This window comes from Undibacterium sp. FT79W, from assembly GCF_014284215.1.
In the GTDB taxonomy this organism is placed as follows: domain Bacteria; phylum Pseudomonadota; class Gammaproteobacteria; order Burkholderiales; family Burkholderiaceae_D; genus Undibacterium; species Undibacterium aquatile.
Window position 1 is genome coordinate 61,058 of the sequence record NZ_JACOGB010000002.1, and the last position, 20,539, is coordinate 81,596.

General features: G+C 50.6%; 13 protein-coding genes. 11 read left to right on the forward strand and 2 right to left on the reverse strand.

Annotated elements, in window-relative coordinates; translation table 11 throughout:
* The first annotated feature begins 38 nt into the window (after nucleotides 1-38).
* From H8K38_RS03420 to H8K38_RS03470, 11 genes are all read left to right on the forward strand, one after another.
* Nucleotides 39-1,166: a DegT/DnrJ/EryC1/StrS aminotransferase family protein gene (locus tag H8K38_RS03420; RefSeq protein ID WP_186883415.1), complete on the forward strand. Its 1,128-nt coding sequence runs from the start codon at nucleotides 39-41 to the stop codon at nucleotides 1,164-1,166.
* 17 nt (nucleotides 1,167-1,183) lie between these two features.
* Nucleotides 1,184-2,149 (forward strand): glycosyltransferase, encoded by a 966-nt coding sequence (locus H8K38_RS03425; protein WP_186883762.1) that lies wholly within the window; start codon nucleotides 1,184-1,186, stop codon nucleotides 2,147-2,149.
* 1 nt (nucleotide 2,150) lies between these two features.
* Nucleotides 2,151-3,065: a formyltransferase gene (locus tag H8K38_RS03430; protein WP_186883416.1), complete on the forward strand. Its 915-nt coding sequence runs from the start codon at nucleotides 2,151-2,153 to the stop codon at nucleotides 3,063-3,065.
* 59 nt (nucleotides 3,066-3,124) lie between these two features.
* Complete coding sequence (locus H8K38_RS03435) at nucleotides 3,125-4,165, forward strand: bifunctional UDP-4-keto-pentose/UDP-xylose synthase (RefSeq protein ID WP_186883417.1); 1,041 nt, start codon at nucleotides 3,125-3,127, stop codon at nucleotides 4,163-4,165.
* A gap of 11 nt (nucleotides 4,166-4,176) precedes the next feature.
* The gene (locus H8K38_RS03440) at nucleotides 4,177-5,112 is read left to right on the forward strand and encodes a polysaccharide deacetylase family protein (protein ID WP_186883418.1); all 936 of its coding nucleotides are present in this window, start codon (nucleotides 4,177-4,179) and stop codon (nucleotides 5,110-5,112) included.
* 43 nt (nucleotides 5,113-5,155) lie between these two features.
* Nucleotides 5,156-5,632: a peroxiredoxin gene (locus H8K38_RS03445; RefSeq protein WP_186883419.1), complete on the forward strand. Its 477-nt coding sequence runs from the start codon at nucleotides 5,156-5,158 to the stop codon at nucleotides 5,630-5,632.
* 116 nt (nucleotides 5,633-5,748) lie between these two features.
* Nucleotides 5,749-7,503 carry a PhoH family protein gene (locus H8K38_RS03450; RefSeq protein WP_186883420.1) on the forward strand — a complete coding sequence of 585 codons (1,755 nt, stop codon included), beginning with the start codon at nucleotides 5,749-5,751 and terminating at the stop codon, nucleotides 7,501-7,503.
* Between the two features lie 109 nt (nucleotides 7,504-7,612).
* Complete coding sequence (locus H8K38_RS03455) at nucleotides 7,613-8,086, forward strand: MarR family winged helix-turn-helix transcriptional regulator (protein ID WP_186883421.1); 474 nt, start codon at nucleotides 7,613-7,615, stop codon at nucleotides 8,084-8,086.
* 83 nt (nucleotides 8,087-8,169) lie between these two features.
* A complete protein-coding gene (locus H8K38_RS03460) occupies nucleotides 8,170-9,663 on the forward strand; it encodes an efflux transporter outer membrane subunit (protein ID WP_255422814.1) in 1,494 nt (497 codons plus the stop codon).
* The gene (locus H8K38_RS03465; RefSeq protein ID WP_186883423.1) at nucleotides 9,660-10,883 is read left to right on the forward strand and encodes an HlyD family efflux transporter periplasmic adaptor subunit; all 1,224 of its coding nucleotides are present in this window, start codon (nucleotides 9,660-9,662) and stop codon (nucleotides 10,881-10,883) included. The genes H8K38_RS03460 and H8K38_RS03465 overlap by 4 nt, the downstream gene beginning before the upstream one ends.
* Nucleotides 10,883-12,445: a DHA2 family efflux MFS transporter permease subunit gene (locus H8K38_RS03470; RefSeq protein WP_186883424.1), complete on the forward strand. Its 1,563-nt coding sequence runs from the start codon at nucleotides 10,883-10,885 to the stop codon at nucleotides 12,443-12,445. Before H8K38_RS03465 ends, H8K38_RS03470 begins: the two co-directional genes overlap by 1 nt.
* Before the next feature lie 18 nt (nucleotides 12,446-12,463).
* On the opposite strand, the gene pbpC is transcribed toward H8K38_RS03470, so the two are convergent.
* Nucleotides 12,464-14,692 carry a penicillin-binding protein 1C gene (pbpC, locus tag H8K38_RS03475; protein WP_370587060.1) on the reverse strand — a complete coding sequence of 743 codons (2,229 nt, stop codon included), beginning with the start codon at nucleotides 14,690-14,692 and terminating at the stop codon, nucleotides 12,464-12,466.
* 53 nt (nucleotides 14,693-14,745) lie between these two features.
* Nucleotides 14,746-20,538 carry an alpha-2-macroglobulin gene (locus tag H8K38_RS03480; protein ID WP_186883425.1) on the reverse strand — a complete coding sequence of 1,931 codons (5,793 nt, stop codon included), beginning with the start codon at nucleotides 20,536-20,538 and terminating at the stop codon, nucleotides 14,746-14,748.
* Between the last annotated feature and the right edge of the window lies 1 nt (nucleotide 20,539).

Sequence of the window (20,539 nt, forward strand, 5' to 3'; positions counted from 1 at the left end):
CAGTACATACGCGTCTCAGACGCTATTAAAGGATCAATATGAGCGACTCTTTACCATTTTTGCCTTTCACCAAACCCAGCATAGATGAAGAAACCATTGCGGCTGTCTCGGAAGTATTGCGCTCCGGCTGGCTCGCCAGCGGACCAAAAGTGCAGGCGTTGGAAGCGCAGTTATCAGAATACTTCGGTGGCCGTCCAGTACGTACGTTTAACTCCGGCACCTGCACCATGGAAATCGCTTTGCGCATCGCCGGCATCGGCGCTGGTGACGAGGTGATCACGACGCCGAATTCGTGGGTCGCCACGGCCAGCGTGATTATTGAAACCGGCGCGACGCCAGTGTTTGTCGATATCGATCCGAAAACGCATAACATCGACCTGAACCGGGTTGAAGCCGCGATCACACCACGCACAAAAGCAATCATTCCTGTGCACATGTGCGGCTTGCCTTGCGACATGGATAAATTGTACGAGCTTGCCGACAAATATCACTTACGCGTGGTCGAAGATGCAGCGCAGGCCATAGGCTCAACCTGGAAAGGGAAGCGCATAGGCTCGTTTGGCGATTTTGTGTCGTTCAGCTTTCAGGTCAACAAAAATATCATGACCGGTGAAGGTGGCTGCCTGGTATTGAATAATGCAGAAGAAGCACGCCTTGCCGAAAAATACCGTTTACAAGGCGTGACCCGGAGCGGCCTGGATGGTATCGACGTAGATGTGCTGGGCGGAAAATTCAATCTGACCGACATCGCCGCAGCAATCGGCCTCGGTCAGATGAAACATCTGGCGGAATTCAACGCCAGACGTAAAGAACTCGCCCAATATTATTTCGAACAATTCGGCCCGGACTTTGAAGCGCAGACCGGTGCCGAACTGCCGGTCGCGGACTTCACCAACTCCAACTGGCACATGTTCCATATCGTGCTGCCGGAACGTGTAAACCGCGCAGTCTTCATGCAGCAGATGCTGGACGTGCAGATTGGTCTCGGCTACCACTATCGTCCAATTCATCTGTTCACCATGTACCGCGCCCGTGGCTTTAAAGAAGGCATGTTCCCGATTGCTGAACGTATTGGCAATCAGATCGTGACTTTGCCATTGTTCCCGGCAATGACAAAGGCCGATGTCGAACGCGTCGTGTCTGCGGTAAAATCCCGCCTTCTTTGAATCTGGCACGCCTTATGATGAAACCCGAACTCTCAGTGGTCATTCCTGTTTATAACGAGGAAGCAGGCCTCGCCAAGTTGTTCAGCCGCCTTTATCCCGCTCTCGATACGCTGGCGGCACGCGGCATCAGCTATGAAATCGTCTTCGTCAACGATGGCAGCCGCGACAATACCGCGGCGATTTTATCCGACCAGTTCCGCCTTCGCCCCGACGTCACACGCGTCGTACTGTTCAATGGTAATTACGGCCAGCACATGGCGATTCTGGCTGGCTTTGAAGCAACCCGTGGCGAGATTGTGGTCACGCTCGATGCTGACTTACAAAATCCTCCGGAAGAAATCGGCGCACTGGTCGACAAAATGCGCGAAGGTTACGACTATGTAGGATCGATACGACGCAAGCGTCAGGATTCTGCCTGGCGAACCTATGCGTCAAAAGCGATGAACCACCTGCGCGAAAAAATCACCCGCATCAAAATCACCGATCAGGGCAATATGCTGCGTGCCTACGGTCGGAACGTGATTGATCTGATTAATCAGTGCGGCGAAGTCAACACCTTCGTACCTGCGCTGGCCTACACGTTTTCACGCAAACCAACAGAAATCGTGGTGGAGCATGAGGAGCGTGCTGCGGGTGAATCCAAATACTCGCTATACAGTCTGATACGTCTGAATTTCGACCTGATGACTGGCTTTTCCATCATGCCTTTGCAGATATTCTCCATGCTTGGGATGATGTTGTCGCTGCTTTCCGGCGGTTTAGTTGCTTTGCTGCTGATACGCCGTTTCGTTTTCGGCGCGGAAGCCGAAGGGCTGTTCACCCTTTTCGCCATCGCTTTTTTCCTGATGGGTGTGATTCTGTTTGGCATAGGCTTGCTTGGCGAATACATCGGGCGCATTTATCAGCAAGTACGAGGTCGCCCGCGTTACGTGGTGCAAACGATTTTGCAAGATCTGCCTGCTAGTGCAGCGAAGGAAAACTGACATGAGTTCCCAGCCCACTGCCGTCGTCTTTGCCTACCACAACGTCGGTGTACGCAGCATTAAAACCCTGCTCGCCCGCGGCGTACATATCGCTCTGGTCGTCACGCACGAAGATAATCCGGCAGAAACGATCTGGTTTGAATCCGTCGCCGCTTTATGCCAGGAACACGGCATCGAAAGCATCACGCCTGCAGATCCTAAATCCGCCGACCTGGCGCAACGTATCGCTACGATAGCGCCTGACTTCATTTTCAGCTTTTATTATCGCCACATGTTGCCAACGGATCTGCTCGCGCTGGCGAAACGCGGCGCCTACAATCTGCACGGTTCTTTATTGCCTAAATACCGTGGCCGCGTCCCGGTTAACTGGGCAGTTTTGCACGGCGAAACGGAAACGGGCGCCACCTTGCATGAAATGGCGGCCAAACCGGATGCTGGCAAAATTATTGCGCAAACAGCCGTACCTATTCTGCCGGACGACACTGCCTATGAAGTATTCGGAAAATTAACTGTCGCCGCTGAGCAAACGCTTTGGTACACCCTGCCCGGCCTGATCTGCGGCGAATACAAAGCATTAGAAAACAAACTCAGCGAAGGCAGTTATTTCGGTGGACGCAAACCTGAAGATGGCCGGATAGACTGGTCGCAGTCAGCTCAACAGGTATATAACCTGCACCGTGCTGTCGCACCGCCTTACCCAGGAGCTTTTTTTGAGCAGTCAGGGCATCATTTTATTATTCAAAAAGCACGTTTATCCAATTTACCAGCTGGAAATTTGCCGACAGGCTTGCATGTAGTAGATAATGTCGCCCTTGGCGTATGCGGCGATGGTAAAGCATTGCGCATAATTGAATTGCACTGCGATGGAAAACCTATCCCGGTCAACGAATTGAAGCAATTGACAGGGGCGGCCTGATCACAATCAGACTGCGTCATACGGCATAGCCCAACATTTACATTTAAGAAGAACTCACCATGAAAAAAGTCCTCATTCTCGGCGTGAACGGTTTTATCGGTCATCATCTGTCCAAACGCATTCTGGAAACGACAGACTGGGAAGTCTACGGCATGGATATGCAAACCGAGCGTCTGGGCGACCTGATCAACCATCCGCGCATGCACTTTTTTGAAGGCGATATCACCATCAATAAAGAATGGGTCGAATATCATGTGAAAAAATGCGACGTCATTCTGCCGCTGGTCGCGATCGCGACGCCATCCACTTACGTGAAACAGCCATTGCGCGTATTTGAGCTGGACTTTGAAGCCAACCTGCCTATCGTGCGTTCGGCTGCGAAATACGGTAAGCACCTGGTTTTCCCTTCGACTTCTGAAGTGTATGGCATGTGTCACGATGAAGAATTCGATCCTGAAGAATCAGAACTGATTTGCGGCCCAATCAACAAGCCACGCTGGATTTACTCTTGTGCGAAACAACTGATGGATCGCGTGATCTGGGGCTATGGCATGGAAGGTCTGAACTTTACCTTATTCCGTCCGTTCAACTGGATCGGTGCCGGCCTGGACAATATTCACACACCAAAAGAAGGCAGCTCACGTGTAGTTACGCAGTTCTTCGGTCACATTGTTCGCGGCGAGAATATTTCGCTGGTGGATGGCGGTGCGCAAAAACGTGCATTCACTTATATCGACGACGGTATCGACGCACTGATGCGCATCATCGATAACAAAAATGGTGTCGCGTCCGGCAAAATTTACAACATCGGTAATCCATCCAACAATTACTCGATTCGTGAACTCGCCCACATGATGCTGACACTCGCTGCCGAGTATCCTGAATATGCAGAAACAGCGAAAAAAGTACAACTGACTGAAACGACATCCGGCGCTTACTACGGTGCAGGTTATCAGGACGTACAAAATCGCGTCCCCAAAATCACCAATACTTGCGAAGAATTGGGCTGGGCGCCAACGACTGACATGAAAGATACGATGCGCAATATTTTTGATGCTTATCGTTCGCAAGTTGCTGAAGCACGTTCGTTGATGGACTGATACGGATCAGCATGCCGAACATCGTTCTGAAAATCGACGTCGACACCTTTCGCGGCACGAAGGAAGGTGTACCGAATCTGGTGCGGATACTTAAGCAACATCAGGCCGGAGCAACTTTTCTGTTTTCACTGGGAAAAGATCATACCGGCTGGGCGTTGCGCCGGGCATTTCGCCCGGGTTTTTTTCAAAAGGTTTCCCGTACTTCAGTCGTAGAACATTACGGCATCAAAACCCTGATGTATGGCGTGCTCTTACCTGCGCCGGACATCGGTAACTGCACGGCAGAAATGCGTGCGGTTGCTGATGCCGGTTTTGAGTGTGGCATCCACACCTGGGATCACGTCGTCTGGCATGACAATGTCCGGCAGCGCGGCAAAGACTGGACATGCAGCCAGATGCAACAAGCGCAGCAGAAATTTCAGCAGATTTTTGGCCACACACCAGCAACGCACGGAGCTGCTGGCTGGCAAATGAATGCACACGCATTTGCCCAGCTTGATCAATTTGGAATGCGATACGCTTCTGATGGCCGCGCCATGTTGACTGACGATGGCAGCCTTGCAAATCCAGAAGCAGGCCCTTACCGTTTAAAAGTAGGTAACGAGGTAAAGTCATGCATACAAATGCCGACAACCCTGCCTACGCTGGATGAATTGCTGGGACGAACAGTGAACGGTCAGGAGCTGACCAGTTCGACAATTGCAGCACACATACTGGATCTGACAAAAAATCTGCGAGACCATGTATTTACCTTACATGCAGAACTTGAAGGGCAAAAACTCGCCCCCATATTCGAGGAATTGCTGACAGGCTGGCATAAGCAAGGTTATCGTTGCATATCTATGGCTGACTATTTTAACGTTATCAAAGATAAAGAATTGCCGACATATCCCCTTTCATGGGCCAGCTTACCTGGAAGATCCGGAGAACTGGTTGCCCTGATATAGTCTGCCAGCAACACCTTCTCCACCACTAACCAAGGAGATTACAGTGGCTGACACGCTTTCCGCTTTGAATTGCCAGGTGCCAGAATTTTCTGCCGCCATGACAGGCGACAAGGAATTTCACTTAAGTAATTACGCGGGTAAAAATCTGGTGATTTATTTCTACCCCAAAGACAATACCCCGGGTTGCACCACCGAAAGCATTGCTTTCCGTGATTTATATCCACAATTTGAATCAGCAAACACAGAAATTTTTGGCATCAGCCGGGATAGCTTGCGTTCGCACGAAGGATTCAAGAAGAAACTCGATCTGCCATTTGAACTGATATCCGATCCTGACGAAACCTTGTGTTTGCTGTTTAACGTCATGAAAATGAAAAACATGTACGGTAAACAGGCTCGCGGCATAGAGCGCAGCACATTTGTGATTGACGCCACAGGTAAATTAGTGAAAGAATGGAGAGGTGTCAAAGTAGCAGGACACGTTGATGAAGTACTTGAATTCGTGAGCGCAAAAACCTAATTGAACTCTACCAATTTTCTATACTTAGAAGCCGCAAGGGGCAAAACCAGCAATCAGCTGGGGTCGCCACAGCGGCTTTTTGATTTTACAGCTCTCACTTTTTGATTGAGGTATTCATGCCATTACCAAAAATGCCGACCAAACCCGCAGCATTATTGTCACCAAAAGACTACCCAAAAGCGGAATCAGGTAAGCCAAGTAAAGCGGTAAAAGTCGCCCACACTGAAAAAACCAGAGCCGCTGAAAATCAGGCAGCCACTGCGAAGAAAGCGCAGACACCTGTTGCCACCCAAAAAGCCGGTCCTCGCTCAACGCAAAAAACAGCACCGGCCAAAGCGACCCGAATACCGGCACCAGCACCGGCAGCAGCAAAGATTGCTACACCAGCGACTACCACTGTTACCGAAGCAAAAATTCCTGATATCCGCGTTAAATCGAGCATCAGCCGTGCTGCCGACAAATCAGGAATCATCAAGCTATTTGTACTCGATACCAATGTCCTGATGCATGATCCTACGTCCTTATTCCGCTTTGAGGAACATGACATTTACCTGCCTATGATCACGCTGGAAGAGCTTGATGATCATAAGAAAGGGATGTCGGAAGTTGCGCGCAATGCGCGCCAGATTTCGCGTTCTCTCGATGCGCTGGTTGGTGACATCGACCATCAGGATATAGAAAAAGGGATTCCCTTATCCAAATTAGGCAATAAAGAAGCAAAGGGTCATCTGTATTTTCAGACCAAGCTGCAAGTCGGAGAATTACCGCGCGGCCTGCCGCAAGGAAAAGCTGATAATCAGATTCTTGGCGTCGTGCAGGCACTGGAACAGGAATTTCCGGGACGCCCTATCGTACTGGTGTCAAAAGACATCAACATGCGTATTAAGGCGCGTGCGTTGGGTTTGCCAGCGGAAGATTACTTTAATGATCATGTTCTGGAAGACAGCGATTTACTGTACTCCGGCATCGTACAGCTGCCTGACGATTTCTGGAATAAACATGGCAAAGGTATAGAAACCTGGCAAGAAAACAGAAACGGACTCAGCACCACGTTTTACCGTATCACTGGTCCGGTAATTCCCTCATTGCTGGTTAATCAGTTTGTTTATCTTGAACCGAATAATGGTGAGGCTTCATTTTACGGACAAGTAAAACAAATTAACGGTAAAACCGCCGTACTGCAAACTCTGCGCGACTATGGCCATGTGAAGAATAGTGTCTGGGGTATCACTTCCCGCAATCGTGAACAGAATTTTGCTCTGAATCTGCTGATGGATCCGGAATGTGATTTCGTCACCCTGCTGGGTCAGGCTGGTACGGGTAAAACTTTACTCGCGCTCGCTGCAGGTCTGGCGCAAGTACTGGAAACCAAAACCTACAACGAAATTATTGTCACCCGTGTCACCGTGCCTGTTGGTGAAGACATCGGCTTCCTGCCAGGTACCGAGGAAGAAAAAATGTCTCCATGGATGGGCGCATTTGACGACAATCTCGAAGTGCTGAATAAGTCAGACAATGATGCCGGTGATTGGGGACGCGCTGCCACGCAGGATCTGATTCGTTCGAAGATCAAGATCAAATCGCTGAACTTCATGCGCGGTCGTACCTTCGTCAATAAATTTCTGATTATCGACGAGGCGCAAAATCTGACACCGAAGCAGGTAAAAACTCTGGTGACGCGCGCGGGTCCAGGCACTAAGATCATCTGTCTTGGAAATATCGCGCAGATCGATACACCATATCTGACCGAAGGTTCCAGCGGTCTGACCTATGTCGTTGATCGTTTCAAAGGATGGTCACACAGTGGTCACGTGACTTTAGCCCGCGGCGAACGTTCACGTCTGGCAGATCACGCCAGTGAAATTTTGTAAATAATTCAAAGATACTTTTCAAGCGCTGCCGCGGCAGCGCTTTTTTTACGCCCAGCAATTATTTTTTACCTGAGATAAACTATTGCCTAAGCAATGATTATTTAATGAAATGACTGACGAAAAATCCTCCTTACAGTTTGATGCAAGCCATGTAGAAGACAGCGTGGGTTACCTGATCGCGAGAACCAGAACGATGTTATCCCGTGCCGCTGATGGCGCTTTGCGTTCGCGTGGTATCACACATTCACAAGCCAGCGTTTTTTTAATGCTGGGTCTCGGTAAATGCCATACTGCGGCGGATCTGTCGCGTGACTTATTCATCGATTCGGCTGCAATGAAAAGAACGCTGGATAAACTCGAGTCCAAGGGTTTTCTGCTCAGAACGCAAGACCCGGCAGATAAACGCCTTTTCAAGCTGGAACTGACCGCGAGTGGCCAAGAAATGGCCGCACAACTGCCGCCTCTTTACAAAGAAGTTCTTAACATCGGTTTTACCGGATTTTCAGAAGAAGAACTTGGCTTTTTGAAGTGTCTGTTGCGCAAGGCACTCGCAAATCGCCCTTTGTTAGAGTCGTCAAAATAATCATTGCACAGGCAATTAAATTCATTAGCAGCGATACCAACTGTGAACATACAAACCAAATGAAACCTCCTGAGATAAACAAGATGAACAGCAAGCATATTGCTTATCATGCGATGGCTGCCGGAGTGCTGGCACTGCTTTCTGCATGTGTTAGCTTTGACGGCATACAAAGTCAGTCACAACTCAAGTCGATAGCTAACGAAGAAAATTCCGGCATATTTGCGCAACAACAAGGCCTGTGGCCGGCCAGTGACTGGGGTGTTGCGATTGGCGGTCAAGAACTGCAGTCCTTGATTGATGCAGGCTTAAACAACAACCCATCTCTGCAGGCGGCGAGCGCGCGTATCAATGCGGCACGGGCAGTCAGTGCTGCGGTCAGTGCCAACACCCTTCCCTCGGTTAACGCAAGTCTGGACAGCACTTACCAACGTTTTACCGAACACGGGCTGATTCCCAAACCGCTGGCCGGTAGTTACGAGAGCAATAATCAGCTGGCACTGAATGCCAGCTATGAACTTGATTTCTGGGGCAAACACAGCGCAGAAATACGCACTGCCGTCTCGCAGGAAAAAGTCGCTGAAGCAGAAAAACAAAGCGCACGGCTGCTATTGAGTAGTGCGATTGCCCGTAGCTGGTTGCAACTGGCGCGCCAATATCAGCAACTCGCGCTGAGCGAACAACAACTTGCCGTTCGTGAAAAAATCGATCAGCTGACGTTACAGAGGCTGAAAGCAGGACTGGAAACTAAATCTGAAATTCAACAAAGTTTGTTGCAAATTTCCAGTATCAAAAACGATATCATCAGCTGGAAAGAAGCCATCGCCTTAACGCGCAACCAACTGGCTGCATTGCTAGGTGCGGGACCAGAACGCGGGCAGCAAATTCCTGCTCCTCGTTTGCAGACAAATATGGCGATTACAGCTCCCGCCAATCTGCCACTGGAATTAATTTCAAGAAGACCGGATATCGTTGCGGCGCGCTGGCGGGTTGAAGCTGGTCAGAGCGAGATTGATCTGGCGAAAAATCAGTTTTACCCCAACATCAACATCGTCGGATTTGCCGGTTTATCCAGCCTGGGTCTGGATAATTTTATCAAGAGTGGCAGCAGTATCGTCGGCGTAGGGCCGACAATACGCCTGCCGATTTTTGAGGGTGGTCGTCTGCGCGCGCAATTGAAGAATAAAGTCGCAGGCTACGACGTCGCTGTTGCCACTTACAATCAGAGTCTGACAGATGCATTGCATGAGGTTGCAGATCAATTGCAGACCTTGCAAACCAGCGAAGCGCAAGCGAAACAGCAGGTCATCGCAGAACAAGCAGCCAAAACGGCCTTGCAACTCGCACAGCAACGACAAAAAGCAGGCACCGCAAACATGCTCCCTGTATTAGCGGCAGAAACGACGCTGCTCGTGCAGCAAAAATTATCACTGGACATCGCTATTCGCCATACGGACAGTCAGATTAATCTGATCAAAGCACTCGGCGGTGGCTATGACAGCAAGGCCGAAAGCATCGCATCGGCGAATTCAACATCCAACAATTTCACAGCACCTAACAAACCGGAGGCAGCGCAATGAACGCTCCAGCACAAAACACGAATCCCCCTACCGCGCCTGCAATCGAAGCTGCACCGGACAAAAGCAAGCGCCGCGGCCGCCTGCTCGTTGTTACCGCCGTTATTGCGATCGCCGCAATTGCGTACGGAGCATGGTGGGCATTGGTTGCACGTAATTTTGAACATACAGAAGATGCGTATGCAGCAGGTAACGTCATTCAGGTGACACCGCAGATTGCCGGCACTGTCGTTGCGATTCATGCTGACGATACCGAACTGGTGCAAGCTGGAAAACCTTTGATTGAACTCGACAAGACAGACGCCAAAGTCGCGTTGGATCAAGCTGAAGCGCAACTGGCACAGACTGTGCGTGAAGTGAAGGTGCTGTTTGCTAACAATGCCAGCCTGCAAGCGAATATCGACGTACGCAGCACGGATGTTGAACGGGCAAAATCCGATCTGGCGCGCCGCCAGACTTTACTCAGCTCCGGTGCAATTTCCACCGAAGAACTGGAACATGCTAAAAATGCGCTGAAAACAGCTGAGGCTGCGTTGCTGGCTACGCGCGAACAGTTAAGCTCTAACCGTGCACTGACCGAAAATACGACCGTCACGCAGCACCCGAATGTGCTGCGTGCTGCCACTAAAGTACGTGAAGCAATGTTGGCATATAACCGCGCCTCCTTACCCGCCCCGGTCAGCGGCTATATTGCGAAGCGCGCAGTACAAATCGGACAGCGTGTCAATGCAGGAGCGCCGTTATTGTCTATCGTTCCTTTGAATTCACTGTGGGTCGATGCCAACTTTAAAGAAGTACAGTTAGCCCATATGCGCATAGGCCAGGATGTGACTTTGCATTCAGATCTGTATGGCAGCGACGTCGAATATCACGGAAAAGTCATTGGGCTGTCTGCGGGTACCGGCTCTGCGTTTGCATTACTGCCGGCACAAAACGCCAGTGGCAACTGGATTAAAGTGGTGCAGCGTGTTCCCGTGCGTATCTCTCTTGACCCGAAAGAATTGGAAGCACATCCGTTGCGCATCGGGGTTTCCATGCAGGTACAGGTCAATATCTCTCAGCAACAAGGAGCACCGGTCACGGCAAATGCGGCAGCCCGCACCACACCTGCTTATCAGACCAGCGTATTTGAACAAAACGGCAAAGATGTTGAGCAACGCATCGCTTCGATTATCAACGCTAATTTATCCACAGCAAATACGGCTAACGCCAAGGCAAAGTAATGAGTACTGCATCCCGCGCTGCTCATGCAGCGCATCCGCCGCTGAAAGGTGCACAGTTGGCAATGGGAACACTTGCCCTGTCGCTGGCGGTGTTCATGAATGTACTTGATTCGTCGATTGCCAACGTGTCGATTCCGGCCATTTCAGGCAACCTTGGCGTATCACCGCAACAAGGCACTTGGGTGATCACCTCGTTTGCCGTCGCCAATGCGATCTCGGTTCCGTTAACGGGCTGGCTGACCACACAGTTCGGGCAAGTCAGATTGTTCATGACATCGATATTATTATTCGTGTTGTCGTCCTGGCTGTGCGGTATCGCACCGAATATCGAGACACTGATCGCGGCGCGTATTTTGCAAGGTGCGGTTGCTGGCCCGATGATTCCACTGTCCCAATCCTTGCTGTTATCGAGTTACACCCCGGCCAAGAGTTCAATGGCGCTTGCGCTATGGGGCATGACGACGCTGGTTGCACCGATTATGGGGCCTCTGCTTGGTGGCTGGATTTCAGATAATTACACCTGGCCATGGATTTTCTATATCAACATTCCAGTCGGGCTATTTACTGCTTGGGCGACATGGTCGATTTACCATAAGAGAGAATCAACCATCAGGGCGTTGCCGATTGATAAGGTTGGTCTGTTTCTGCTGGTGATCTGGGTCGGCGCTTTGCAACTGATGCTGGATAAAGGCAAGGAACTTGATTGGTTCAATTCTGGTGAAATCATTTTACTGACCGTGATTGCCGCCGTTGGACTGATTTACTTCATCATCTGGGAAAAAGGGCAAGACCATCCCGTCGTTGATTTATCTTTGTTCAAAGGACGAAATTTTTCCGCGGGTGTCGTTGCTATTTCTGTTGGCTATGGCCTGTTTTTCGGCAGTCTCGTTATTATGCCGCTGTGGTTGCAAACCCAGTTATCGTACACCGCGACTGAAGCAGGAAAAGTCATGGCACCGGTTGGTATTTTTGCGATTTTATTGTCACCTATCATCGGGAAAATTTTACCGAAGGTGGACGCACGCCGGGTTGCATCGCTCGCATTTTTGGGATTTGCATTGGTTTTTTTCCTCAGAGCTCGCTTCAACACGGAAGTCGATACGATGTCGCTGATGATTCCAACGCTGATTCAGGGGGCGGCAATGTCGATGTTCTTTATTCCACTGACATCGATCATCTTATCCGGTCAGCCACCGGAAAAAATTCCTGCAGCATCCGGCCTGTCCAACTTTGTCCGGATTATGTGCGGCGGCATGGGAGCATCAATCATGACGACCATGTGGGACAGCCGCAGCACGATGCATCACGCGCATATCACTGAAAGCACTGGCTACGCTTCACCGGTATTCGTGCAGAGTATGCAAGGCCTGACGCAGCAAGGAATGTCTGACCACGCTGCGTATGCGGTTCTGGACAGAACCATCAGCGTACAAGCCAGCACCATGGCCGCAACAGATATTTTTTATCTGTCAGCGTTTATGTTTCTCGGCCTGATCGCGCTGGTCTGGTTGACCAAGCCGAAAAAATCGTCGGCACCGGTTGATGCAGGTGGTGCGCATTAACAAAGATGAACGGGTCAACTAGCGTTGGCCCGTTTTTTTATTTGAGACCAGCGTTGCTCCGCGCACTTCAAAGCTGACCTGATCCAGCAACAATCCCTGAGGCGTCAGCAAACTCAGCACATGCTTGCCGGGGATGGGGAACCAGTCATACCTTAAAGTTTTCTCTTGCTGCGAACTGATGACAGTCATTGTTTTTAAACGTTGCCCATCCAAAACAAGAACATGTCCATCGCCGGCAGAGACAAAGCGCATGCGCTGCCGTTCCGGCGGAATATCCGGATCGACAGCCACGATCATTCCTGACTTAGGATAGGTTATTTTTTTCTGTATCTGATCTGAATGCGCACGCACAATCTTGTCCTGCGCTGTTCCTTTTAAAAACAACTCATTTCTGGCGGCTTCAATCTCGTCGGAAAAACTGATGTGACGTTGCTCAACACCATCGGGCAATAGGCGTTTCCCTGCCCTGATCGGCTGACTATCTTTGTGCAGATAGTGCATGATTTCCTGCCAGACCGGTGCCGCACCGGTCACACCGGAAACGTCCCACATAGGCGCACCGGAAGCATTCCCCACCCAAACCCCCACGGTGTAACGCTCAGAAAATCCTATGCACCAGTTATCACGCATATCTTTCGACGTACCGGTTTTGACGGCACTCCACACCCGTGTCGCCAACGCGTTTTCTAATCCGAAAGTCATGGCTCGCGCCGCTCTGTCACTCAATATGTCGTTCACAATATAGGATGCGGCTGTATCCATCACTCTCACTGACGATGGGCGTGGGTCTGTATTTCTGTATCGAGGAGCACTAAAACTTCCCTGATTCGCCAGACTACGATAAGCATTCGTCAAACTCAGCAAACTGACATCCGCGCTACCTAAGGCGAGGCTGTAGCCGTAATAATCGCCCGATTCACGCAGTTGCAACCCCAGCGCTTGCAAACGTCTGAAAAACACTTCCGGTTGAATGCTGATCAACATCCTGACGGCAGGAATATTCAGTGACGACGCCAATGCCGTCCGCGCACTGACCATGCCCTTAAAGTGCTTATCGTAATTCTGCGGAATATATAAGCCGTTGCTTGTCGTCAGATTGACCGGCGTATCATCAATGACAGAGGCCGCTGTGATCAGGCGTTTTTCCAAGCCCAGCTCATACAAAAATGGTTTCAGGGTAGAGCCTGCCTGGCGCAGTGCGACAACGCCATCCACATGGGCAGCATCGGATAAGCTGCCGCTGGAACCTACCCATGCCAGAACATCACCGCTGGCGTTATCCAGAACAAGGATAGCGCCGTCCTCAACATTCCGATCGACTAAGGCCGATAACTGGCGAGTCAGACTGTCTTTCGCATATGCCTGCAAACGGGCATCCAGCGTCGATGTGACGCGACGTGCATCCGCCGTCAGGACTCTGCGGGCAAAATGCGGCGCGAGATTTAATCCGTTCTGGGTTGTTGTGTACATGCTGTTGGTTGCCACACCTGATTTACTGCTCAGATGAGAAAAAGCCAGCGCAGTCTGTCCTTCCAGATTGACACAAAATTCAGGGTGTTTTTGCTCGCGCAGGATATGGCAAGCCCGTTCACTGACCTTGCTGACACTGGCGTTCGGGCCACGTATCAGCGCGACGGCAATGGCTGCTTCAATCTGATCCATGCCACTAGGATGCTTGCCGAACATCACTCTTGCGAGTGCATGCGCACCAACGATTTCGCCGCGAAACGGCACCAGATTCAGATAAGCTTCCAGAATCTGATCTTTACGCCACTGACGCTCCAGCCATTGCGCAACAATCGCCTGAGAAATTTTCTGCGAGGTGCTGCGGGCGGATGAGCGACGCCGTAAATCTTCTTCCAGCAAACCAGCCAGTTGCATCGTGATGGTAGACGCGCCGCGTGTTTTCGTATTCCATAAGTTCCCCCAGGCGGATGCGGCTACCGCATTCCAGTCAACGCCGGAATGCTGATAAAAACGTTTGTCTTCGGATGCGATCAGTGCGCTTCTGAGTGCAGGAGAAATATCTTCCAGGCTGACCCATGCCAGTTTGCGCTCTCTGGCATCCACCCGCATCTGCTGAAGAATAATGCCATGCCTGTCGAGCAACGCGGCATCTGAGGATAAATACCGCGCTTTGACATCCTGATAGCTGACCACCGCATAAACATTGCCACTGCATAACAACAGCAATGCACTCAGCCAATAAACGAACTGACGCAAAATATTTCCTGCAAAATCAGGCACTTTAACGCTGCCGGAGAACAATTGCGTCAGTCGGGATAAAGATAAAAACCGTTTCACTTCACTATCATCAAGGCATTTGGCGACTCACCAAACATTTCCGGTGCGTACATGGCTTCAACTCGGGTCGATGGCAGATGAAATTCACCTGCATTATTCAGTCTGACCATGTAAGACATACTGAATTTACCTTTAGGAACAAACTGATAGTAACTTCTGAAGCTGTCAAAACTACGCTCTTCATATGCCAGCCATGCCTGTCCAGAGCTGCGCTCAGTAGCAGTCGCAATCGCAGAATCGCGCCCCAGACCTGAGCCCAACAAGGTCGCGCCAGCGGGGATAGGATCGGTTGCCACCACCCACGTCATATCCGTTTGCGCATCAATATCAATGTTGACGCGCAAGATATCACCCCGCTGATATTTTCCGGCTTGTTTTTGTTCCACAGGCGTCACCGTTTTCGTGATCCTGTAACCGCTGGAAAACGCTGTTCTCAATGGCACGGCTGCCAGACTTTGAAACTGCAACCACGGCTTGCCCTTGCCATCATGCGCCGCTTTCAGGTTCGTATCAGCAGAAGTTGTTTGCGGCCACGACAACAGCAACTTACCCCCGCCATTCGCTGGCCAGTTAAAAGTTTGCGAATTCAATGCCGGATTTGCCGCTTGCTGCAAACTGATACGGCTGGAACCACTGACTTTTTCAGCTTCAAATTTTTTCGAAAATTTTTCTAACGCGAGCAATCCCCATACATTCGCCGTTGTCGTCATCCAATGCCCATGCACCTGCCGTTGCAATGTGCCATTGAGTATCTTAGGCAAATCATCGCGCCAGGCCGGATTATCTATCATCGCCAGCAATAAACGATTTGCATTGACGTCGCTATTCCCCATCAGCCACCACCAGTAATCATCGCGCTCATTGGAAAACCCCATGCGCGTGCCCTGATAGTTGAGCCGGCTGCTTAAGATCTGTTCTGCTTCTTTCATTGCCACAGTCCGTTGTGGCAATGTGCTGCTTCTTTGCAGTATCAGATACCAATCCAACACCGCACCAGTTGGCCATTGGTTTGGCGTGATTTGCACCGAACCCAGCATTCTTGGTTGGACCAAGTTATAACGGGATAAGGCTTCCAGCGCCGCCAGTTTACGTACATCTAAATCCTTGCGCGGCGACCAAAAATCACGGGTGATCTTACCCTCTACAAAAGCTTGCAAGCCTTGCAGCATCTTATCTCTGAGGGATTCAGGTATCGCATAGCCTGCTTCCTGCGTTGCCGACAAAAGGTAGGCAGTCAGCGTATCGCTGCCCAGCCTTTGTCCACTGTCCGCTGGGGGGTAGTAATACGCCAGACCATCGGCATCAAGATAAGTAGGCAATTCATTGACGACTTTCTGCCACATTCCTGCATCACGCAAACCAATGGCTCTTGATGTTTTTTGCTCCAGGCAGATGTACGGATAGTTTTCAAAATACCGGCGCAAACCATCGCTACCACTGATCAGGCTGGGCAGGAAAGAAACTGCGATACCGCCCCGGCCGGGCAAACCGTCTGCGGGTTTGACCACCGGTAAAGTCAAAGGCTTATCAAGCTGAATCAGCGTCGCTTGTTGTACTGTTACCGGAGTCGCAGGAATCAGTTTTTGTACGAACTTTAAACCATCTTTCGCCCCCTGATTAGTTGCCCCCTGCTCCTGCGCACTGAATTCCCACTGCAATTGCTGACTTTGCACATCGGAACCAAGCAGCGGCACTTCTATCATCCAGTTTGCTTCACGTGCCTCGCCTGCCGGTATCTGTAATTCTTGTGCTGGCAATAATGCTGCGGCACCATTGGTTTTCCCTTGCAGCATCACTTTCATCGCACGGCTTGTCGTGTTACGCACGGTCAGCATTGCATTGTAATGATCACCTTCACGTACCAGCGGCGGCAATCCTGAGACGATTTGCAGATCCTGCGTTGCCTTGATGCTTGTCGTTCCGGTACCAAACAAGCCATCACCACTTTGCGCGACAGCCACAATCCGGAAACTGGTTAAGGCATCGTTGAGTGGCACATCAATCTGCGCCCGACCATTGGCATCAAGCTGTACTGCAGGCTTCCAGAGCAACAGCGTATCAAGCAACTCTCTGGTCGGAGATTTCCCCCCGCCGCCGCCAGCGGCCACTGCTTTGCGGCCATAGTGGCGTTTACCTATTACCTGCATCTGCGCAGTGGCAGTTTCCACACCATAACTGCGGCGTTGCAACAGCGCCGCCAATACATTCCAGCTGTCATTCGGCTGCAGTTCCAGTAATGCCTCATCAACCGCAGCGATGGCGACTTCACCACCAGCCGCAGGCTTACCGTCAGGTAGTCTGACTTGTATGCTGACCTTAGACGTGGCGCGGATAGGATACGCTGGCTTGTCGCTGCTGACTGTTACTGCGAGTTGCTGCGCAGCGATACCGACATTAATTTCCGCAATGCCATATTTATACGCGGGTTTCGCCAGATCAACCGTCGCACCGGGTGCCTGATACTCACGGAATTCACTCCACCAATTGAGAGGTTCTTTCCACCCCCAACTGAAGAAGGAATACCACGGCACTTCACGCATACGCCCCCGCACTGCCAGCACGGACACATACACGTTCGGGCCATAACTGGCTTTGATCGGTACCCGTATTGTCGGATCCCGGCCATTCAATTCCACCACCATGGTGTCGATCACGCCTTCGCGTTCGATCGCAACCAATGCTGTCGCAGAGCGGAAAGGCATGCGCACCTGAAAGCTCGCGACATCGCCAGCCTTATACTGTTTTTTCTCCGGCAAAACATCCATGCGATCCTGATTCTCACCATCAAACCAGACCTCACCTTTGCCAGTGACCCAGAGCGAGGTTTTTGCATAAGAACTCCGCCCTTGATTATCAGAAGCTTTGACCTGCAATTCGATATTGCCGGATTCTGTCATCTCAACTTCGCAGATCAGTAAGCCGCGTGCGTCAGACTTGCCTTTACAAAGCTGACCTAATTCCTTGCTCGATTCTGCATTTTCATACGCATAAAAACCACCGACAATACGACGCCGATGTGAATCATTGTGTCTCGCAATACCTGTAATGACTAACGGAACGTCAGACATGGGCTTGCCATTGGTATCAAGTGCAATCGCAGTAAAACGGGTTTTGTTTTTTACCGATACCCAGTCTTCATTCTTGATTCCTGCGACGACAGCCGCTGGCCACACCGGAATCACGCTACTGATCGTCTGTATTTCGCCATTCGGATCGGCATAGGTCATTTCAGTAAGTAACTCTTGCGGACGCCGTATCTCTGGCAAAGAGTTCAATACTGTTTTGCCGCTGCCGTTTTTATCCAGCGTGACAGGAAGCTTGTTCGCAACGATTTTTTGTTCGTCTTCGTTACCGTCATTGGTGTAAAAAGAGAACTGCTCATAATCTGGGAAGTGCAGCATACGGTTACGTAACAGGCTGGTCACTTGTACCGATAAGCCTGATGCGCCGCCACCGTTCAGATAATTCAATTGCAGACCCAGCGGCAACTCTTTCGGCGTGAGGTGCGGGCCTTTTGGCGGAATCACGCGTCCTTGCAACAGTGGCAAGCGGAACTCTTCGACACGGAAACCACCGGTGTAATAAGTCTGATCACTATATCGGTAATCCTCGTTACCACCTTCATCATTGGTCGTCGCCAGTTTCACGTTCCCTTTATCAAGGATAATGTCATAGCGACCTAATTTTGCCTGCACAGGAATTGTGAAGGTATTCTCAGCCGCATTGCGGCCTCTCCAAACCACGGGGAACTGAAATTCCTGATTACTTCCCTGATGCACAATACGCAAACGATTTGGCAATTGTTCTGTTTTGACCAAAGCCAGACCATGCATCGTCTCGGCACGAATCAAATGCTTCATGGACACCGTTTCACCGGCCCGGAATAAACTGCGATCCAATACCGTGTGTGCTTTCACCGAGGCGCTTGTATTAAACTCGGTCGGCAGATTGAAGCGATACGATTCGATACCGTTATTCCATGACGATAATGCGAAGGCCATATCAGCACGGCCTTTTTCATCCGTCTTACGCGCGCTCACAAAATAGCCATTAATTTTTGACTCGCCACGTTTACCTTCAGCACTCGCTTCATTGCTCTGACAGCCGCTGAGTGGCTTTGCCAGCATCGCTATGCCATTGACATCGGATCGCCCTTTCCAGATGGAACGACCAAAGCAATCGGAAATCTGTATATCGGCATTCGCCACTGGCTTGCCGTTATCCAGCCGTGTGACCCAGACCGCAGCATTTTCCCTACCGGATTTCAGATGTACTGACAGATTCGTCACCAACGCACTGGTGCGCACAAACATCGGTGCAGGTTTACCGAGCAGAGCGGCACCTAGTCTTTGCGACTCAAGTTCAAGTACATAAAAACCCGGCGCTTTAAATGGAATGCCAACAATTTCAAATGGCCGGACACTATCTGTATTTGTTGCCGGCAATTCCAACTTGCTTGCTTTTGCTTCTTTACTCAACAATCCTATGCTGCGGGTTTCTATCAATTGATTGTTCTTACTAATCGTCGACTCATGATAACGATTCAGCTTACTCAACCATTCAATAATGGCGGTATCTTCATCGACTTTCAGATTTGCCAGTTGACCTGGGGCGACTTTTCCATTCGCCGAACGTGCCACTAATGACGCTTCGACGTTTCTCAGGGTGACGGGCAAGGTCGCGTCGGCATTGAGTTCAATGATGCCGAACGGCGCCGCCGGGAATTTCGCCAGCGGGGGGAAGTCAGCGGTCATCAGCTTGAATGGAAACTGTGCCGCATTTGACAAACTGCGACCGCTATCGTCCTTGAGACCGGAAGGCAACTCAATACTCAGCTCAGATTTTTCAGCAAAAGGTGGTTTAAAACTGAGATAGGTGATCAGATCCTCACCATTCTCTTTGGGTAATTCAGGTTTTACAGATCCTTTGGCACTTTTTAGCAGGATTTTTTCAGCAAACTTGCGCTGTATGCCTGCGCTGAAATTCATTCTTATCGGCAAAATCGGTGTGCACGCAGCGTTGGCATTTTCACGCTCACAAGAAACACTCGCGGTGAACGCAGGGCGCACTTTAAACTGGAAGCTTTGTGCACGCGTAGAGACGATGCCGCTGGTGCTGACGATTCCCTTATCCCAGACAATTTTCACTCCGGCTTCAGCGGGAAATTTTTGCTGGCATTGAATAGTCGAAATTTTATTGGCATCCGCTTTCTGGGCAAACTCTTTGAGCAGCAGATTGCGTGTCTCGCCAGTCACGAATTTAACCGGAACCCGCTCGTGTATGCCCTCTATTTCGCAGTACACATGCTGGCGCAGGCTAGCCTCAGTGGCCGCGCCAGACTGATGAAGGATGAAAATCTGTTCTTCTTCAATATCCGATTGTGCATAAGGATTGGTGCGTACCACTGCCGGCCCACCGGTATTGAATTGAAAACCGGTTTTGCCTGTCAGCACCGCCCCCGACTTCGTTTTAAACTCAGTTTTCAGCGTAAATGAACACTGGCTACCGACCGGCAAATCCTGAGTAAAATCATAAACCCAGTTACGCTCATCAGCCCACCGACCACTGCCGCTGGCGGCATCGCCACTGCATTTGATGTTAAATGGCTCCCCGGCTTTCGGGTCGCCGAATGCTACGGCGGCTTCTGAGAAAGTTGCTCTGACTTGCCGGATCTGAGCAATCTCACCTTGCGGCGTAAAACGCGTTATCGTTGCTGCTTCAGCAACCGGCAGATTGCCGATGGCGAGCAAAGTGGCAAACGCGCATATTGATTTGATCAGGCTAGCCATC

Coding starts and splice junctions, on each gene's coding strand:
- H8K38_RS03420 (WP_186883415.1), top strand. CDS start 39: ATGAGCGACTCTTTACCATTTTTGCCTTTCACCAAACCCAGCATAGAT.
- H8K38_RS03425 (WP_186883762.1), top strand. CDS start 1,184: ATGAAACCCGAACTCTCAGTGGTCATTCCTGTTTATAACGAGGAAGCA.
- H8K38_RS03430 (WP_186883416.1), top strand. CDS start 2,151: ATGAGTTCCCAGCCCACTGCCGTCGTCTTTGCCTACCACAACGTCGGT.
- H8K38_RS03435 (WP_186883417.1), top strand. CDS start 3,125: ATGAAAAAAGTCCTCATTCTCGGCGTGAACGGTTTTATCGGTCATCAT.
- H8K38_RS03440 (WP_186883418.1), top strand. CDS start 4,177: ATGCCGAACATCGTTCTGAAAATCGACGTCGACACCTTTCGCGGCACG.
- H8K38_RS03450 (WP_186883420.1), top strand. CDS start 5,749: ATGCCATTACCAAAAATGCCGACCAAACCCGCAGCATTATTGTCACCA.
- H8K38_RS03455 (WP_186883421.1), top strand. CDS start 7,613: ATGACTGACGAAAAATCCTCCTTACAGTTTGATGCAAGCCATGTAGAA.
- H8K38_RS03460 (WP_255422814.1), top strand. CDS start 8,170: ATGAACAGCAAGCATATTGCTTATCATGCGATGGCTGCCGGAGTGCTG.
- H8K38_RS03465 (WP_186883423.1), top strand. CDS start 9,660: ATGAACGCTCCAGCACAAAACACGAATCCCCCTACCGCGCCTGCAATC.
- H8K38_RS03470 (WP_186883424.1), top strand. CDS start 10,883: ATGAGTACTGCATCCCGCGCTGCTCATGCAGCGCATCCGCCGCTGAAA.
- H8K38_RS03480 (WP_186883425.1), bottom strand. CDS start 20,538: ATGGCTAGCCTGATCAAATCAATATGCGCGTTTGCCACTTTGCTCGCC.